This window comes from Enterovibrio makurazakiensis, assembly GCF_050336585.1.
Taxonomy (GTDB): domain Bacteria; phylum Pseudomonadota; class Gammaproteobacteria; order Enterobacterales; family Vibrionaceae; genus Enterovibrio; species Enterovibrio gelatinilyticus.
This window is the reverse complement of sequence record NZ_JAKJSE010000008.1, coordinates 69,407-86,756: the sequence shown is the minus strand read 5'-3', so window position 1 is coordinate 86,756 and position 17,350 is coordinate 69,407. Positions and strand designations below refer to the sequence as shown.

The window sequence follows — 17,350 nt, the reverse complement described above, 5'->3', positions numbered from 1 at the left end:
AATCACCCATCTCATTCAACATGTTCCTGCGCACGTATTGAACCATTCACGTTAGAAACCGCACCGATGAAATGCTAAGTTTTAAGCGAATGATGATATGAAGTAATGGCTCGGTGTTTATGAAACGTTCAAAGGTGATTCTTGATGGGTAAGCTCACAACGCATGTCCTCGATACTGCACACGGTAAACCTGCCAACGGTGTCAAAGTCTCTCTCTATCGCATCGATGACGATGGGCTCCAACCTCTAGTTACTACAGTGACTAACAATGATGGTAGAACTGATGCTCCGTTACTTCAGGATGGCGCTTTGTCCGCAGGTCTCTATCAACTGGTGTTTTCAACCGCACCTTACTTTCGAGCAACAAATACCCCCCTTGACCCTATTCCGTTCCTCGATGAAATCGTGATCCGTTTTGGTATTTCGGATGAAAGCCAGCACTTGCATGTCCCCCTGCTCGTATCTCCTTACGGCTATTCTACCTACCGAGGTAGTTAACACCTGAAAAACCTTCATCGAACAAAGTAAAAAACCAGCCTTAAGGCTGGTTCTTTACTTACTTCATAATTCAGTTACTCTGCCAAAATTGGATACGCTTCGGTGTATATCCAATCTTTGTCTTTGGCTGGAACATGACAGCCCAAGCAATCCGTTTTGTAATCAGACGATGCATTGGTTGTCAGGTTATCGGGTTTGAACAAAGCCCATCCCCAACCGTCCCCCCAAGAACTGTTATCGGAAAAACGACCCTTGCTGTCTTTGACCATAACGAACCATTGCTTAAGACTCGCGGTTTCATGACTGACATTTGAACCCGTCGTGTAATTACCACTATCATGCGCCCGCAACTCTTTCACCAACGTAGCGCCATCTGGGAACTTCCCGGTTTTGCGGAAAGCTTCTACGGTCGATTTCTCGGTGTAAACGCCATGAAAACCGCTCGCCCCTCCCTCTGGAACAAACCAAGAACCTAAATGCACCATGTTGGTTCTAAGGTCTTGAGGAAAACTGATAGTCCCCTTGTCGTCAACAATGGGTGAAAAACCACCGTGCGTAGCAGCGATGCTTACGCCTGATGCGGCGGCACTCACAATGAGGGCTGCAATAAAGGTTTTCTTCATCATGTCGCTCCTTTATTTCAACATAGACGAGTGACCGCCAGTCGCCAGTGTACCCGCGCCTTTGCCAGCACGGAGGACTGGGTAGTACTGAGTAAACACAAAGTCGTCAGCCGCTGCTGCCGCGTGACAAGCATTACATGCCGCTGCTGGGAACGCTTTTGCCGTATCAGTCAACGATTTATGATCTGGGGTAGAGAAGCTGTAGTAAGACCAGTTTCCCGGTTCATTGGGGTTAATCGACGTACTCTTGATGGTCGCTTCCAATCCGATAAAGTCACCCTGAAAGTAACCTGCGCCGCTCACTGCCGCTTTTGAGCCTACAGCCACTAACTCTTTGATTATGATCGTACCATCACGAAATTCACCGGTTTTCTTCCAGTGAGACCAACTGGTTGGGTCGATATATACATTGTGGTGCTCTGGAAACGCAGCTTTGCCGTTGTTCATATCATTTGGGGTGACAGGTGTGCCAACGTACACCCACTCACGATAACCCGTTGGTCTTTGAAGCTCCCCATCAACTACGTTGAAATACTCTTCTGCCATGACCGATGTTATTGAAGCCGCTCCTCCAAATAAAATTGCGCCGATGCATAGAGAGCGACGAATAGTTTTTGAGCTTATTTTTCTTTCCATTTTCTCACCTCACTTACAGTTCGAACGCGCGAATTTTGAGCGTTCCGAAACAGTCTAAGCTAAAGTAGGAAAGTCGAGTGCTGCCGAGGGAATCAGATCTGTGTCCAAAGGAATCAAAGACATTAAAATGTTCAATTTATTTACCGATATCATTGAAACGCTTAAGTTTCGGGGAACCATTTTCTTCAGTTCGGACCTCAGTGCACCTTGGGGAATTTCACTGGAAAAGCGCAAATATCCTCGCTTTCACATTGCCCTAAAGGGAACACTTTACGTCGGCGCAGACAGCACATCGAACGTCAAAGCCAATGAGATGGATATTTTCATGCTCCCCAAGGGGGACAGTCATTGGATAGCTGATAACCCGGGAAACAAAAAGTTGTCGAGTAGCCAAGCAGTTGATGCCTGTGAACTGGGGTCACCACTTTTTCAAATTGGGCCCAATACTCATAGAATAATGTGTGGTCTTGTAGAGTTTGATGAAGGCCTAACGCACCCTATATTGGATGCGTTGCCAACCGTTATCCATGTTCAAAACGTAGACCACAACAGCATTATATGGCAGTTGATTATGCTTATTGATCAAGAAATCAGGGAAAATGGTATCCACCAAAACCCGAGCATTGATAAGCTAACCGAAGTGCTTTTTTTGAAGATTCTGATTCAATTTTTCAATGAAAACACCGAAAAATACAGTTTCTTGCGTGCCATTCATGACAAACGCATTCATCAAGCCCTCATGTTAATGCATCAAAACCCGCAACACGATTGGACACTAGAAGAGCTTGGAAGCCAGATTGGCATGTCAAAAGCGACCCTAGTTCGTCACTTTCAAGATGCACTCAACATGGCTCCTATCGCTTATTTGAATCACTGGCGCCGCCTTAAAGCTTATAACGCGATTCGCTACACCAATGATTCAATGGACAAAATCGCAGTGTCGCTTGGCTTTACATCTGGTAGAACCCTTAGCCGCGCATTAATTCGAGAGCTTGGAATGACGCCTGCAGAAATTCGTCACAAACAAAAAAGAGAAGGCGTATAGCCTTCTCTTTCAATCATTACATCCAGTATTGTCGCAGGTTATTAAGACTTCACCACCAGGTGGTTTTCCTTTTAACCTGTATCTAACCCAGCATTACTACCCTTGATATCCCATTAGGCGCGGAACATACAGCACCACATCAGGAGTCAAAATCATGATCATCAAGGCCCCCAGCAATACAAAGATAAACGGGATCACTTGCTTGATAATACCTGCCAACGGGATTTTGGTTGTACCGTTAATGACGAACAATAACACCCCATAAGGCGGCGTGATTAAGCCAATCATCAAGTTAACGATCGTGATAACGCCGAAGTGAACAAGGTCGATTCCCAGCTCGCGACATGCCGGAATAAACAAAGGTACTATCACCAATATTACGGTGGTCGCATCCAGCAAGAATCCAAGCAACAGATAAATCAAATTCACCAATAGCAAGAATGCCAGTGGCGATAAGTCAGCCTGATTAATCAGTTCTGCAATCGCCGTCGGCACATTCTCTGTCGCAATGATGTAGTTGAAGATCAACGCTGAACCTATCACCAAGCCAACCGAAGCCGACGAGTAGGCACTTTCCTTCAGTGCGGCATACAGTTGATTCAAGCTGATAGAGCGATAAACAACAGCGGCAAGAAGCAAAGCATACGCAGCAGCAACCGCTGCAGCTTCTGTCGGTGTTGTCACACCACCATAAATACCGAACAGCAGAATCGCCGGCATCAGTAAGGTTGGCAACGCACGGAACGTGATTCTAGGAATATCTTTGACCGGCGTTCTTGGCTCTTTGACGATATTCATCTTCGTCGCCATGTAAGTGTTCATTCCCATAAGAACGACACCCATCAGCAGTCCAGGAACCAAACCCGCGATAAAGAGGTAACCAATTGATGTATCCGACACCAAGGCATAAATCACCATGGGAATCGACGGAGGAATGATCGGCCCAATCGTCGCTGAAGCAGCCGTGATCGCCGCCGCATACGCAGGAGGATAACGACCGTCTTTCGTCATCATGTTAATGATAACGCGTCCAACCCCAGCGGCATCCGCAACTGCAGAACCTGACATGCCTGAGAATATCAAGCTAGACACAATATTCACGTGCCCTAATCCACCTCTAAAATGCCCCACCATGGCGACACAAAATTGGAGAAGTCGGTCAGTGATACTGCCTGCATTCATGATATTAGCAGCGGCAATAAACAATGGAACAGCCAGAAGAATAAAGCTGTTGTAGAAACCCTGAATAATTTGCTCACCCGCCAGCGCCAAATCTTGACCGCTCACCGCGAGGTACACAATGGCACCAATGATCATTGAAAATGACACGGGTGTGCCAAAGGCAGCCAAAAGAAGCACTGTTACTAAGCAAAGTGTTAACGCCAAACTCATTCTTCCACCTGCTCGTCCTTGTCACTGTCTTGCACTTTATAGTTCGGATTCAAATACTGAATCAGTGCAACACCGTAGCGGAGAATAATGACACCCAAGAAAACCCCGTAAATGCTAAACACATAGTCGAGGCGCCACTTCAAGATCGCACTCTTTTTGATCTTATAAAAAGTGATGTAATCCCATGTCGGAAGAAAGCTGATACCAAAACCAATGATGATGCCAAGCGCCGACAAAATGAGAAAGATACGCTGCACTTTCCCGGGTACGTTTAAATAAAGAAGATCAAAGCGAATATGATCTTTGTTACGCAAACAGAAAGCCCCAGCCCAAAAGATGACCCACAGCCACAGCGTCAGAAGTAACTCAGACGACCAGCCAAGGGGCATATTAAGCACATAGCGGGAGAATATTTGCGCACAAAAAATCAGGAACATTGCGGCCAACATAGTGACCGCAACCCCATCTGCTATTCGCTGAATCCAAAGCAGAATCGTTTTCACGCGTTAACCTCACAGGTTGTTGATGTTTTCCACCATGCCTTCTGGCCAGGTTTTAGAAAACTCAGACTCAAGGTATGCTTTTTGAACATGTGCGCGGAACGCTTCAAGGTTTGGTTCGTAAACTTTCAAGCCTTGCTCACGGAAGAAATCAACCAACTCAGCTTCCAGTGCCAACTGATTCTTACGACCAAATGCAGCCGAGTCATCCGCCGCTTTTTGCGTTTGAGCTTGTTGCTCTGGCGTCATGTCATCCCACACTTCTTTCGAGATAGCGAGGTAGTTCAAATCCACCAAGTGATTGGTGAGTACAATCTGCTTGGTCACTTCATAGAACTTCGCATCTTTATCAGTAGGCAATGGGTTGTCTTGACCGTCAACCGCGCCAGTTTGCAATGCTGTGTAAACCTCCGTGAAGGCCATTGGCGTTGGGTTTGCGCCAAGCGCTTTACCCAGGAACTGCCATGCATCAGAGCCCGGCATACGCAGTTTTACGCCATCAAGATCCGCTGGCGTTTGTACTTCTGCATCCGTACGCAAGTTCAACTGACGACGGCCAAGGTAGATAACACTCAACAGCTTCACGCCCAAGGTGTCTTCCACTTCTTCTTTCAGCGGATCCATCGCTTTAGAATTGAAAACAGCCACTTGGTGGTCCGCATCACGGTGCATGTAGCCCGCAGAGAAAATGGAGAACGCAGGAATGAATTCTGCCAGCTCTTGCGCCGATGCCATCGCCATGTCGAGGTTGCCTCGAGCAATGGCCTCCAACTCAGTGCCTTGTTTAAACAACGAAGCATTCCAGTGCGGTTCAAATTCCGCGAAACTCGCAACACCCGGACCAAAAACTGTCGTCAGTGCAACTGCACGCTGATCAGTTTCTGAGCTTGGGGCAGACAAGCGTAACTTCATGTCTGCTGCACTTGCAGCAGTCACAGAAAACATCGCAATCGCCAATGTCGTTGCTTTCGTAACGTTACCAAGCCATTTAGCCGAGGTTCTGGACAACAATTTCATACACCACTCCTTTGTACGGGCACTTGACGACCAAATGCCCAATGTTGGTTTGCTCAATGACCCCCTTGGTCAAAAAATCAGCTCACCGTTTAACATGAACATAGCGTAGACGATCGGATTACGTGAATGTTGGTCAAATGTGTCTCAATTGTTAAAACATCACCTATTTTCCATTTTGGGGGATATTTTTTGTCTTATAGTGAATTCATGAAAATAAGACATATTTGTTGTCGCAATAGGACGAGAATGTGGATCTTAGCTAACCCAATGCTTGAGGCGAGCGGTCATGAACCTCTATGAAACGTTAAGAACAGATCTACTCCGGGGCGATTTTAAACCAGGCAGTCGTTTACGCATGGAGTCGCTAAAAACGCGATATGGCAGTGGTGTCAATCTATTGCGCGAATGCCTTACTCGCCTTGCCAGTGACGGTTTAGTCATCGCTGAGGGGCAGAAGGGTTTCCATGTCGCTAGCTTTTCTCCGAAAAAAATGGAAGAGCTAACACGGCTTCGTATTCTTCTAGAAGCCGATGGCGCGGAGCAGTCTTTCGTTAATGGGGATATGGAGTGGGAAAGTAATTTGGTTGCCGCTCACCATAAGTTAGAGCATGTCGAAAGCAAGATGCGTGACAACATCGTAGACAACTTTGTCATGTGGCATCGCTGTGACTATGAATTCCACGCGGCACTCATTGGTGCGTGCAACTCGGAGCTGCACATGCACTATCACCGCCAGATTTACGACCAGTTTCGACAATTTGTGATGATGGAACTGCGTACGAATGGCTTCCGTGGCACTCACATCATTGATGAACATCAGATCATTCTCGAAGCCGCGTTAAATCGCGACTTATCGGCTTGCGTGAGCGCACTGGAAGCGCATCTGGGTGGGTTTGTCGAGCGCTTACGTGAATTTGGCGAGAACGAGTAATACTGATTAACTGCTAAAAACAATAAGGATATTCAACTTAAATGGAACCATTAAACCTTGCCGTTGTTGGCGCGGGGCTGATTGGAAAGAATCATATAAAGCTCATTAATAACAGTGATATTTGCCGTCTCGCCGCCATTGTTGACCCGTTTGAAGCAAGTGCTGCGCTAGCCCAAGAAAATGGCGTACCCCACTTTTCAGATCTTAAAAACATGTTATCCACGCTAAAGGTAGATGGGGTCATTCTTGCAACCCCCAATAACCTGCATGTTCAGCAAACCAAGCAGTGTATTGAACATGAAGTGCCCGTCCTTATTGAAAAGCCCGTTGCTCATTCGGTGGCAGAAGCCACAGAACTGCTTAACATTGCTGTCAGCTCTCCCGGTATTTGGGACACATTGCTAGTTGGGCATCACCGCATGCACAGCCCGATCATTAAACGCACACGTGAATTGATTGATTCCGGCGTATTAGGTGCGCTCGTAGCAGTTCAAGGCAGCGCTTTGTTCTACAAGCCTGACGATTACTTTGATGCCGCGCCATGGCGCACCAAAGAAGGTGGCGGCCCAATTTTAATCAACCTCATTCACGACATAGGCAATCTTCGCTATCTGTGCGGAGAGATTGTCGCCGTTCAGGCCATGGCGTCGAATCGACGTCGAAACTTCGATGTGGAAGATACCGTCTCCATCAATCTGAGTTTCGCTAACGGCGCGTCTGGGACTTTTTTGCTTTCTGACACGGCAGGATCAGGCCGCAGCTGGGAGCAAACATCGTTGGAAAACAAAGCCTACGCCAGTTATCCCGATGAAGACTGCTACCACATTGCAGGCACGGACGGCTCAATCTCTGTGCCGACCATGCGCCTTAAACACTACACAGAAAAAGCCAACCGTTCTTGGTGGAAACCGTTTGTCAGTGACACGCTGGCGCTACAGCGCAAAGATCCTCTAGTCGAACAGCTCAATCACTTCTGCGATGTGATCAACAAACAAGCTAAACCTCTCGTCACCGTGCGCGATGGATTACAAAACCTCCGTGTGACAGAAGCCGTCGTAGAAGCAGTGAAAACCGGAAGAACCATATACATCGATGATATTGGCTGAGCCCAGATTGAGTAAACGAACAAGGAAGGACGCAATGAAATCGATTCTCGTAATGAACGGCCCGAACCTTAACTTATTAGGGCAACGCGAACCCGACCTCTATGGCCACACAACACTGGCCGACGTAGAAACCCTATGCCATCAAGCGGGTGATAAACACGGCGTCGCCATTGAGTTCATGCAAAGCAATCACGAAGGTGTGTTGATTGATACCCTGCACGATGCAGGAAAACGCGTCGCCGCAGGTGAAATGATCGGCGTGGTATTTAATGCCGGCGCGTTTACGCATACATCCGTTGCGCTGCAAGATGCTATCAAGGGTGCTCAGGTCCCTGTCATTGAGATCCACATTTCGAATGTGCATGCCCGCGAAGCGTTTCGAAATCACTCCTACCTTTCCTCTGTCGCCACCGGCATTGTGGTTGGATTTGGCGTAAAAGGATACGCGTTAGCCATTGATGGTCTCGTGATGAAACATGGCGAGGAAACGCAATGATTTACTCCATCGCAACCGTCTGTCTGTCTGGCACCTTTCGCGAGCGCATTGAAGCCATCGCCAAAGCGGGGTTTCGCGGCGTCGAAATTTTCGAAAATGACCTGATCACACACAAAGGTTCAGTCAAAGATATTCGCCGCATGTTGGACGACCACGGCTTAGACGTTGTCACCTACCAACCATTTCGAGATTTTGAAGGCCTGCCAGCGCCTTATCGTCAAAAAGCCTTTGACCGCGCCGAACGTAAATTCGATCTTATGGAAGAACTCGGCACGGATTTGCTAATGGTATGCAGCAGTGCATCTCCACACGCGTTAGGCGGCATTCAACGTGCTGCGGATGATTTTCATGAGCTGGGAGAGCGAGCAGCAAAGCGGAACATGCGGGTTGCCTATGAAGCCTTAGCCTGGGGGAAATACGTTTACGACTATCGTGATTCATGGGAGATTGTGCGTCGAGCGAATCACAAGAACGTCGGCGTCTGTTTGGATACGTTCCATATTTTCTCTCGCCAGACCGAGCTCGACACCATGCTCAACATTCCCGGCGATCGCATATTCCTCGTGCAAGTTGCCGATGCTCCGAGTCTATCAATGGACCACTTAAGCTGGAGCCGACATTATCGTTGCTTCCCTGGCCAAGGTGATCTCCCCCTCGATAAGTTCGTTGCCAATATGCACGCAACGGGATACGACGGCCCATTCTCACTTGAGATCTTCAACGATCAGTTCCGCGCTGGTTCGGCAGAGAAAACAGCGCGTGATGGTTATCGTTCACTGGTGTATGCAAATCATGCTGCCGAACAAACGCCAGAGAGAGCAGCAACGCCACTTCCCGTGGTTTCGCCGCCAAGTGATGTCGAATTTATCGAATTCGCCCTCAATGACAACGAAAAGCAAAGCCTTACTGCCTTGCTATCACAGCTAGGGTTTGTTCATGCCGCCACACACAACAAAAAACATGTAGAGCTGTGGCAGCAAGGCAACGTCAATTTAGTCATGAACATGGAACCCGACAGCTTTGCGCAGAACTTCCATCACAACCACGGCGTTTCAGTTTGCGCTGTTGGCATGAAGTGCAACAACGTCGATGACATGGTTGAACGCGCCAAAAAGCTCGAATTTGCGCCGGTTTACGGCAACCCTGAAACAGATACTCACGGTATCCCCGCCATCTATGGCCCCGGCGAAAGCCTGCTCTATATGGTCGAAACCTCAGACAAGCCCGCGCACTGGGAGCGCGAGTTTCATTGGCACGATGACGTCGAACCACAAGCGTATTTGAGCAATGTCGACCATATTGCGCTTTCAATGAGCTACGAAGAGATGCTCCATTCCGTGCTGGTATTTCGTTCCATGTTTAACATGCAAACAATGCCAACCGTCAATGTAACGGACCCCGGTGGCCTGATACGAAGCCAAGCCCTGCAAACACCGGATCGAAAAGTGAGTTTCACCTTAAACAGCAGTCAAGCATCACGGACTGTATCAAGTCGTATTCTTGACCAATATGCAGGGACTGGCGTCAATCACATTGCCCTTTCCACCCATGATATTTTCGCCACCGCGGAATTCATGAGTGAACAAGAAACAGAAACCTTACCCGCCACCAGCAATTACTATGAAGACCTTGCCGCACGCTTTGCGCTGTCAGATGAAACCATCCGTAAGCTAAAGCAATTCAATATCTTGTATGACGAAGATGAGAACGGCAGTTTCTATCAACTGTATACCACCTTGTTCGCAGGGAAATTCTGCTTCGAAATCGTTCAACGTAATGGTTACAGAGGGTTTGGCGCGGCAAACAGCCAAATGCGCTTAGCCATGCAGGCGAGAGAGCTCTCACATTAGCCTCATCTGGCTATATCTAGATAGCAAACTGCTCAAACACAGCGTGAAGATCTATACCAAGTGGCAGCGATGCTAAAGCAGCAATACACAAACAGGGAGCCAAATGGCTCCCTGTTTTTACGTTGATTAACTTACTGCTAAGTAAATCGAGACAAGCTATTCGCGGTCTTGATCGAAATCACCGTGGAAATGACCGTGGTCTGCCACTTCACGAGAAGCAGATTTGATTCGCTCACCGATACGATGCTGATGACTAGACTCTTGCGTTGAGAAAGAACGCAGCAGGGTGCGTTGTTCTGGCTCATCTTCTCGACCATCAGCGTATAAATCTTCACTCATGGCGTAGAAAGTAGCAACATAAGACAAGGCTTTCGAGTTCGTTGTCATTGCCGAATTGCTGACGTTATTCAAGTCATCACAGGCTTGGTGATAGCACTTGTCATAAGCAACATCGACTTCTCCGCCAAATTCCTCGACTTCTTCTGCTGATTTGATTTTCTCTGCGCCCGTGAATAGACCACCAAATGCAATACCCCAATCAGCAAAGCCAGAGTAATCAGAACGTTTAGACAAGGCTTGAGGTACGGTAGACTCGCCGACATCAGTAAAGAACTCGTTGAATAACCCTTCGATATGAGACGTACCTTCAGGTGGCTCAAAGTCACCCGGATAAGCATTGTCTGGGCTATCTTTGGTATCAGACAAATCGCCATCCATCACACCAAAGATATAGTTTGGCGAACCAATCATATCGAAGTTGAGGTACATCTTAATCGGGTTAATATCGAGGTAACGCGCTTCGATTTGCTCTCGATGCTCTGCGGTCAAATCGGCAGGATCAGTAATACCTAATTCCTCCATGATTTGCGTTTGAGCCTCACTGTAATACCCACCTAAGATTTCATTTGTGTAGTATTCAGAGCCAATCAAGCCCGCCTCTTCTGCCGCCCACCAAGCAAAGCGCACTTTGTTCTTTTGGGTCACAGGGAGTTTTCTCATTTTCTTTTTCAGGCGAATCGCATATTCCAAGATCCCAGCACTACCCGTACCGTTATCATTAATACCAGGGCCTTCAGGCACCGAATCCAAGTGCGCGCCCAACATGACGATTTGGTCAGGGTTACCTTTCTTGGTTTCAGCAATCAAGTTTTCTGTTACCACCACGTCATCTTCAACCGTGATCGTTAACGCCGCAGCCACAGCATTCGATTGAGACAAGTCATACCATTCCTTGCCCAAATCATAGCGTGCGCCAAACGCAGGGATCGTTGCTTCACTATCGCTACCCAAGGTGCCGTTCACCACCGCCTTGCGGCCATCGTTATTCCCTTGGTTGAAGACAATCACGCCAGCAGCACCCGCGTTTTCAGCATTCACTACTTTAGCGTCGAAGGTACAGCCACCGCGTTGAATGGCTGCCACTTTTCCGGTGACATCAACACCATCAAAGTCGGAGGCTTCACACCCATCGGTATCATCGTAATCTGGAGATTCAAAATCAAAATCGGGGGTAACAAAAGCAATATCAGCGCTTAACGCTCCATCAGAACTACCAGAGTAGGACATAGCGGCATAATCAGGAGGAATATCATCAGTGGCATCACGAACATGCACCAATGCTTGACCGTTTACAGTGAGTGAGGTGCCATCCAGCTCAGCCCAACTTCTAAAGTCGAATGATTGGAATTCTACATCGTAGCCATGTTTTTCAAGTGTGGCTTTAATGTATTCCGCTGAATTTGCATAGCCTTCGGTGCCAGCCGCTCTGGTTGTTGAACCGCCATCAGCCGTAGGTACTGCAGCAGCTTCCATAGCTTCAAGATGATCAACAAGGCGCTTTTCCTTGATTGAGGCACTGACTTTGTTCGCTACCCATCTTGGGTCTTCACAGCCAGCAAAACCTGTCAGCAGTGCGGCACTGATTGCCACCACTACGACTTTCTTTGCACTAACGTTGAATGTCTTCATATTATGTCGTCCTTTTTATTTGACTTAACCAGTCAAACACTCAGACGCACATTCTTCCACATAACGTAAGGATATTAATTTCACTAACGGAAACAGCATCACGATTTATTAATACAAAGAGACCTGATGTTCAATAAGAATAAATGACCCAATAGAGAAACGCGATCTCATGAGACAATCAAACATGTAAAGAAATCACAGCGCGGAATAAAACATAAATATATGAATATTTATATCCGTTAAAATAGAATATGACATCCAAAAGCTATACGATCAACAGATTTTATAAACATGGATATGAATAGACATTCAACATTAACGAATTTCAGTTAACCAATGGGTGCCTCATAATGTGCTGCGGGCCATTAGGTCCAGCTAAGTAAAACGTATTTGTATCTTCAAACCCGCCTTTCAAATAACACTGATATGCAACCACATTTTTGCAGTTAACCGTTAAGTACAGCCAATCATCTTTCGGGTAATAGCGTGGCAGCTCTCTGGCAAGCGCAATCACAGTCTCCTTGCCCAACCCCTTTCCTTGCTGCCCCTTATCAATAGCAAATTTTCTCAGGCCAATTGCGTGACTTTCACAAGGTTGGAGTTGGTTTGAAAAATCTCGATATATTTTAAAATATCCAATAACCTTCGCTTCATGGACGACAACAAATCTATCTGCACTACCCTGATCTTCCGTAAGGAATGCAGCAGGAAGTGCCGTATATTTTACTTGTTCCTCAGCGAGCGTAATTTTACGCACCGCGGGCTCGTATTTTGAAGTAAATCTCTCGATTGTTATCACGGCCAACCTTTATTTATTTTCTTATTAATCCTTCCACAAGGAAATTAGAACCTCTCACAGAAACACACCCAACACGTTTTAAACGCTCACTATATAACGCGAGCAACCATGGATATTATCAACCATCTAGTCACCCGCCTATTAAAAAGCATCAAATATTGGATTTTACTCATCTTAGCCAAAATTTAAACGAAAACGTAGAAACGCATTCACTCGAGGAATTATCTCCATCGTGAGAATGATGTCACAAACACAAGATGCAATCATATTGTACTAGGATCAGCGCAAGGGGGCAGACTATCCAATGGTACAATTTCAACGCACTGCACATATAGCCAGCGTCTAACCAATACTACTGCATCAACACGTTTATTGCGCTTCTAGGTCACTTCCTCATGCTTTTCTTTGCCTGAATGGATGACTTTCGCCGGCTTTGACCCAAGTAACTAGAAAATGCAGGACTCTGGTCATTGGGTATATGCTTATATTGGAAGAATTAACCGACATACGGATATGAAAGCAAACATTTTTTGGCGTATACGCCCCATCCTTTTCACCATCTTCGGCTTTGCCATCAGCCACAATTTGTTTTTCATCATGCTGCCGATACGCATGAAGGAAACAGGTTACGAAACCTCAAACATTGGTCTCGCCATGAGTATGTTTGCGGTGGGCGCTATTTGCGCTGGCCTGTTTGGTTCTCGCGCTGTGCTGCGTGCAGGCCACATTCGCGCGTTTGCCTCAATGGCTGCGACGCTATCGATTGTCTCCGTCATTCACAGTTACACAACAGACATTTGGCTAACTGGCGCATTGCGAATGATCGCCGGTTTTTGTTACGTCACATCGTTCATCACGCTCGAAAGCTGGCTGAATGTTCTCAGTGACCGGAGCAACCGAGGGCGGGTCTACGGCACGTATCAGATTTGCTTCGCGATTGGGTTTGGCACCGCGCCATTTTTGTTCGGGATGTTTAACGAACAAGATCCGCGCTTGTTTGGCTTGATCTCCGTCTTCCTCTGCTTTTCACTCATCATCATGTCGATGAGCCGATTGCCAGCACCTGAATTACCGGCAAGAAGCACACCAATATCACTGAAAAAGCTATGGGACTATTCACCTTCAGGCACGTTGTCATGCTTTTGTGCTGGCTTGATCAACGCCGCTAGCGTCTCGCTTATTTCCCTATATGCCTACAGCAAAGGCATTTCAGGGATTTGGCTCTCGCTTATCTTGGGCTCTTACCAAATGGGCGGGCTGCTCACTCAGTTTCCTACGGGTTGGTTAGCAGACCGATATGATAAACGAGTTATCGCATCCGGCTTAATGGTCATGGGCGTTATTAGCAACAGCTTGATTATACTCGACAACTTCCACCCCTATCCGATTGAAATATTAGCGGTGCTTTTCTGGATTTCCGGCGGTTCTGGTGTGGCATTATTTCCATTGGCCGTCACCCAAGTGTTTGACCACATTGACCCCAAAGAAGCCATGCCAGTCACCAGTACCATGCAAATATTGTTGGGAGCAGGCGGCGTGATCGGCCCAATTGTCGCCAGTGCGTTGATGAGTGAATTTAGCGTGGTGTGGCTCTACTACTACATCATCACTGTGCATGTTTTTGTGTTCGCGTTTTTGATGATCCGGAAGCTCTACGTACGGACAGAACGTATCCCTTCAACCAACCCATTAAAAGTCAGTGTGCAACCCATTGGCTCGTCAGATTTCGACCCGATGTTGGACTTTAAAGACACCAATACAACCAACCCTGAGCTTAAACTCTTGATTGCCGCTTTGGGGCAAAATCCTTCAGATCCAGGCTTGCTGATTAAGCTGGCGTTGCAAGGTTCTGCATTGAATGCGAATGATGTCGCCAAAAATATTGTACTGGCCTATCCAAAACGCGCCGGTGAAATGATGCGTCACCTAATTGAACAGTTCCCTAAACGTCGACTCGAGGTTGCCGATTCATTGCATGATTTGTTTATTCTGAGGAAGGAGCGAATCAACACACTGTTGCAAGATGCTTTGCTTGATGGCGCAACACCCGACGAAGCTGCGGCAATTATGGATTTGATTGATGAAATCAAACTCAAATTAGAAGAAAACGTAGAATCAGAGACGCCAAATAGTCAACCAAGCAATCCAGCATGACGATGTATCTCTATACGCTTTCATCTATCTAGTGCTCATGTATCTAGTGTTCATTTATCAAGCATTCATGAACACAAGGTTAGAGCCCTATAGCTTTGGCAGCTTATTCAGTGTGGCGGGCACGATGAGCTTGTGAGCAGGGCCAACAAAGAACATGTATAGCTTGCCCAGTCTGTTTTTCTCGTGCACTACCGTGCTTGCCGTAACGGTGGCACGGTCTCCATTGGGGGCGATGTGGAATGACACTTTCACATCGAGGTGTTTATCTTTATCTTCCATAATCACTTCAACGGGTGATTGATAAATCATGGTAAAAATACCAACACGATCGCCGACCTTGTAATCTGTTTTATCAGGAGAAAAATTCTCGAAGTTCCCCAAATGTTTTAAACCCAATGCCGAGGCAATGCGATTGCGAAGTCGCATCAAGACGCCAACCCATTTAGGCGTGCTGTTCATCACCTGTAAGTAAATATCCATCGCCGTTTCCCCATCATAGGGAATTTCTCGAACATGGTTGTCGGAGAAGGACGCTGCATCGCTGTACTGTTTGAGCATGACATGGTTAGGAATTCCATCCATAAATCTTCCTCTACATTTTAAAGTGAAAAAAATCTGCTGCTTCGACCTTACGAATTGCCATGCCCAGTTTCAATGGCAACGCCTATCAAAAAGCGCAAACATCGACCACTTTTAGTGGAATCCTTGACCACATCTCAGAAACACTGTCGAACAATGCAGATGTGTTACATGAGCGACTCTCAACGCTTGGGCATACCATCAACAGAAAACATCTAATTTTTTACGACTTAATGATTGACTTAGTTTTAGTGAGTCTTTAGTATCCGCTCCCAGCAAAAAGAAGGGTCGCAAGGGCCAGTCTTTTCAAACAGTTACCCGCCAAACGTCAGCTGATCCCGGTCAGTTGTTTTTCTTTTTTTATAAAGAGAGAGACAACAATTTTTTGGAATCGGCATGACAACGCAAACAATCAATCAAAACACCTCAACAACGTCTTGGCAGAAAAAAGCCATTCTTAGCGTTGCATTCCTGATGGCGACAACATCTGTTGGCCCAGGATTTCTGACACAAACCGCCGTATTCACCAACATCTACAAGATGGACATGGCTTTCCCTGTCTTCGCATCCATGTTTATCACCTTTGGTATTGTGATGAACCTTTGGCGCATCGTGGGTGTGTCTGGCCTTCGCATTCAAGATATCGCCAACAAGATTGCACCAGGTGCAGGTTACTTCATCGGTATTTTACTTGCCCTTGGCGCAGTGGCCTTCAATTTCGGTAACGTCAGCGGCGCAGCGCTCGGCATCAACGTGCTTACGGGTGTTGATACCACATGGGGTGCATTGTTTACTGGCGTGATCGGTTGCTTGCTATTTGTGGTGCACAATGCATCAAAACGCATGGACCAAATGGCTCGCTACCTTGGCCTGTTCATGATTGTGCTGATTGCATACGTCGCCATGACAAGTTTGCCGCCGATGGGCGAAACCCTTACCGCTGCCGTTCTGCCGACTGATATTGGCAACCTTCTTCTTCCTACCCTGACCATCGTAGGTGGCGCAGTGGGCGGCTACTACACCGGCGCACAACGCTTGGTGGATATCGGCCTTCAAGGTGAAGACAACGCTGATAGCATCAAAAAAGCAGCATGGGCGGGGATTTCTATCGCTGTGGTGATTCGTATTCTGCTGTTCTTAGCGGTGTTCGGTGTGATTGCAACAGGTGCGACGCTTGATACGTCAAACCCAGCGGCTGATGCGTTCCGCCAAGGTGCTGGCGAAGTGGGTTACTTCATCTTTGGTTTGGTGTTGTTTGTTGCTTCTATTACTTCGGTTGTCGGCAACTCCTACATGGCGATTTCACTGATTAAGACTTTGTTCCCAGTGGTTGCACGCAATGAGAAAGCATGGTGTGTGGCCTTCATTATCATCACCAGCGTAGGTACGGTGATGATGAACATGCCAATTCTACTGCTCATGCTTGCAGGCTTGGTGAACAGCATTATTCTGCCAGTGGTGCTTGCCTTTGTACTGGCTGCAACGCGCCGTAAAGACATCGTGGGAGACTACAAACACCCGCTTTATCTTACTCTCTCTGGTGCCTTGATTGTGGTTGTTATGGGCGCAGCAAGTTTCAGCAACATCGGTAACTTTGTTGGAAAATTCATCGGCTAATGGATTGTTGGGCTGTTGGATTATTGGATTGTTCTCCAACTTCAATAATCAGTAATCAGTAATCAGTAATCAGTAATCAGCAATCAGCAATCAGCAATCAAGCTTGCCAAAATAACAAAGCCGTCTGCATTCAGACGGC

At 47.0% G+C, this 17,350-nt stretch carries 16 protein-coding genes; 8 read left to right on the top strand and 8 right to left on the bottom strand.

Going from position 1 to position 17,350, the window contains the following annotated elements; translation table 11 throughout:
* The first annotated feature begins 144 nt into the window (after window positions 1-144).
* Window positions 145-498: a hydroxyisourate hydrolase gene (uraH, locus tag L4D06_RS06595; RefSeq protein ID WP_274165792.1), complete on the top strand. Its 354-nt coding sequence runs from the start codon at window positions 145-147 to the stop codon at window positions 496-498.
* Window positions 499-572: 74 nt separating this feature from the next.
* On the opposite strand, the gene L4D06_RS06590 is transcribed toward uraH, so the two are convergent.
* On the bottom strand, window positions 573-1,124 hold the full coding sequence (locus L4D06_RS06590) for a cytochrome P460 family protein (protein ID WP_429738378.1): 552 nt from the start codon (window positions 1,122-1,124) through the stop codon (window positions 573-575).
* A 9-nt stretch (window positions 1,125-1,133) separates the two neighbouring features.
* Window positions 1,134-1,757 (bottom strand): cytochrome P460 family protein, encoded by a 624-nt coding sequence (locus L4D06_RS06585; RefSeq protein ID WP_429738376.1) that lies wholly within the window; start codon window positions 1,755-1,757, stop codon window positions 1,134-1,136.
* Between the two features lie 100 nt (window positions 1,758-1,857).
* On the opposite strand from L4D06_RS06585, the gene L4D06_RS06580 reads away from it, so the two are divergent.
* Entirely contained in the window at window positions 1,858-2,802 is a 945-nt protein-coding gene (locus L4D06_RS06580; RefSeq protein ID WP_429738375.1) for a cupin domain-containing protein, read from the top strand.
* Between the two features lie 96 nt (window positions 2,803-2,898).
* Here L4D06_RS06580 and L4D06_RS06575 read toward each other — a convergent pair whose 3' ends face one another.
* Genes L4D06_RS06575 through L4D06_RS06565 form a run of 3 tightly spaced genes read right to left on the bottom strand, consistent with a single transcriptional unit; the run spans window position 2,899 to window position 5,711 of the window.
* On the bottom strand, window positions 2,899-4,194 hold the full coding sequence (locus tag L4D06_RS06575; RefSeq protein WP_429738373.1) for a TRAP transporter large permease: 1,296 nt from the start codon (window positions 4,192-4,194) through the stop codon (window positions 2,899-2,901).
* The gene (locus tag L4D06_RS06570; RefSeq protein ID WP_028023385.1) at window positions 4,191-4,697 is read right to left on the bottom strand and encodes a TRAP transporter small permease; all 507 of its coding nucleotides are present in this window, start codon (window positions 4,695-4,697) and stop codon (window positions 4,191-4,193) included. Before L4D06_RS06570 ends, L4D06_RS06575 begins: the two co-directional genes overlap by 4 nt.
* 9 nt (window positions 4,698-4,706) lie before the next feature.
* Window positions 4,707-5,711 (bottom strand): sialic acid TRAP transporter substrate-binding protein SiaP, encoded by a 1,005-nt coding sequence (locus L4D06_RS06565; protein WP_274165797.1) that lies wholly within the window; start codon window positions 5,709-5,711, stop codon window positions 4,707-4,709.
* Window positions 5,712-5,997: 286 nt separating this feature from the next.
* Here L4D06_RS06565 and L4D06_RS06560 point away from each other — a divergent pair, with 286 nt between their 5' ends.
* Genes L4D06_RS06560 through L4D06_RS06545 form a run of 4 tightly spaced genes read left to right on the top strand, consistent with a single transcriptional unit; the run spans window position 5,998 to window position 10,094 of the window.
* A complete protein-coding gene (locus tag L4D06_RS06560; RefSeq protein ID WP_274165798.1) occupies window positions 5,998-6,642 on the top strand; it encodes a GntR family transcriptional regulator in 645 nt (214 codons plus the stop codon).
* Window positions 6,643-6,683: 41 nt separating this feature from the next.
* Complete coding sequence (locus L4D06_RS06555) at window positions 6,684-7,748, top strand: Gfo/Idh/MocA family protein (RefSeq protein ID WP_274165799.1); 1,065 nt, start codon at window positions 6,684-6,686, stop codon at window positions 7,746-7,748.
* 34 nt (window positions 7,749-7,782) lie between these two features.
* Window positions 7,783-8,244 (top strand): type II 3-dehydroquinate dehydratase, encoded by a 462-nt coding sequence (gene aroQ / locus L4D06_RS06550; RefSeq protein ID WP_429738370.1) that lies wholly within the window; start codon window positions 7,783-7,785, stop codon window positions 8,242-8,244.
* The gene (locus L4D06_RS06545) at window positions 8,241-10,094 is read left to right on the top strand and encodes a bifunctional sugar phosphate isomerase/epimerase/4-hydroxyphenylpyruvate dioxygenase family protein (protein ID WP_274165801.1); all 1,854 of its coding nucleotides are present in this window, start codon (window positions 8,241-8,243) and stop codon (window positions 10,092-10,094) included. Before aroQ ends, L4D06_RS06545 begins: the two co-directional genes overlap by 4 nt.
* 156 nt (window positions 10,095-10,250) lie before the next feature.
* Here the strand turns inward: L4D06_RS06545 and L4D06_RS06540 are convergent, their stop codons facing one another.
* The gene (locus L4D06_RS06540; protein WP_274165802.1) at window positions 10,251-12,062 is read right to left on the bottom strand and encodes a M28 family metallopeptidase; all 1,812 of its coding nucleotides are present in this window, start codon (window positions 12,060-12,062) and stop codon (window positions 10,251-10,253) included.
* A gap of 325 nt (window positions 12,063-12,387) precedes the next feature.
* Window positions 12,388-12,819 (bottom strand): GNAT family N-acetyltransferase, encoded by a 432-nt coding sequence (locus tag L4D06_RS06535; protein WP_429738369.1) that lies wholly within the window; start codon window positions 12,817-12,819, stop codon window positions 12,388-12,390.
* A 555-nt stretch (window positions 12,820-13,374) separates the two neighbouring features.
* Between L4D06_RS06535 and L4D06_RS06530 the strand changes: the two genes are divergently transcribed.
* Window positions 13,375-15,015, top strand: a complete 1,641-nt coding sequence (locus tag L4D06_RS06530) for an MFS transporter (RefSeq protein ID WP_274165804.1) — start codon at window positions 13,375-13,377, stop codon at window positions 15,013-15,015.
* Between the two features lie 87 nt (window positions 15,016-15,102).
* On the opposite strand, the gene L4D06_RS06525 is transcribed toward L4D06_RS06530, so the two are convergent.
* Entirely contained in the window at window positions 15,103-15,597 is a 495-nt protein-coding gene (locus tag L4D06_RS06525; protein ID WP_274165805.1) for a DUF2867 domain-containing protein, read from the bottom strand.
* A gap of 393 nt (window positions 15,598-15,990) precedes the next feature.
* Between L4D06_RS06525 and L4D06_RS06520 the strand changes: the two genes are divergently transcribed.
* Window positions 15,991-17,211 carry an NRAMP family divalent metal transporter gene (locus tag L4D06_RS06520; RefSeq protein ID WP_429738367.1) on the top strand — a complete coding sequence of 407 codons (1,221 nt, stop codon included), beginning with the start codon at window positions 15,991-15,993 and terminating at the stop codon, window positions 17,209-17,211.
* The last annotated feature ends 139 nt before the right edge of the window (window positions 17,212-17,350 follow it).

Coding starts and splice junctions, on each gene's coding strand:
- uraH (WP_274165792.1), top strand. CDS start 145: ATGGGTAAGCTCACAACGCATGTCCTCGATACTGCACACGGTAAACCT.
- L4D06_RS06540 (WP_274165802.1), bottom strand. CDS start 12,062: ATGAAGACATTCAACGTTAGTGCAAAGAAAGTCGTAGTGGTGGCAATC.
- L4D06_RS06565 (WP_274165797.1), bottom strand. CDS start 5,711: ATGAAATTGTTGTCCAGAACCTCGGCTAAATGGCTTGGTAACGTTACG.
- L4D06_RS06520 (WP_429738367.1), top strand. CDS start 15,991: ATGACAACGCAAACAATCAATCAAAACACCTCAACAACGTCTTGGCAG.
- L4D06_RS06590 (WP_429738378.1), bottom strand. CDS start 1,124: ATGATGAAGAAAACCTTTATTGCAGCCCTCATTGTGAGTGCCGCCGCA.
- L4D06_RS06530 (WP_274165804.1), top strand. CDS start 13,375: ATGAAAGCAAACATTTTTTGGCGTATACGCCCCATCCTTTTCACCATC.
- L4D06_RS06560 (WP_274165798.1), top strand. CDS start 5,998: ATGAACCTCTATGAAACGTTAAGAACAGATCTACTCCGGGGCGATTTT.
- L4D06_RS06575 (WP_429738373.1), bottom strand. CDS start 4,194: ATGAGTTTGGCGTTAACACTTTGCTTAGTAACAGTGCTTCTTTTGGCT.
- L4D06_RS06545 (WP_274165801.1), top strand. CDS start 8,241: ATGATTTACTCCATCGCAACCGTCTGTCTGTCTGGCACCTTTCGCGAG.
- aroQ (WP_429738370.1), top strand. CDS start 7,783: ATGAAATCGATTCTCGTAATGAACGGCCCGAACCTTAACTTATTAGGG.
- L4D06_RS06585 (WP_429738376.1), bottom strand. CDS start 1,757: ATGGAAAGAAAAATAAGCTCAAAAACTATTCGTCGCTCTCTATGCATC.
- L4D06_RS06555 (WP_274165799.1), top strand. CDS start 6,684: ATGGAACCATTAAACCTTGCCGTTGTTGGCGCGGGGCTGATTGGAAAG.
- L4D06_RS06525 (WP_274165805.1), bottom strand. CDS start 15,597: ATGGATGGAATTCCTAACCATGTCATGCTCAAACAGTACAGCGATGCA.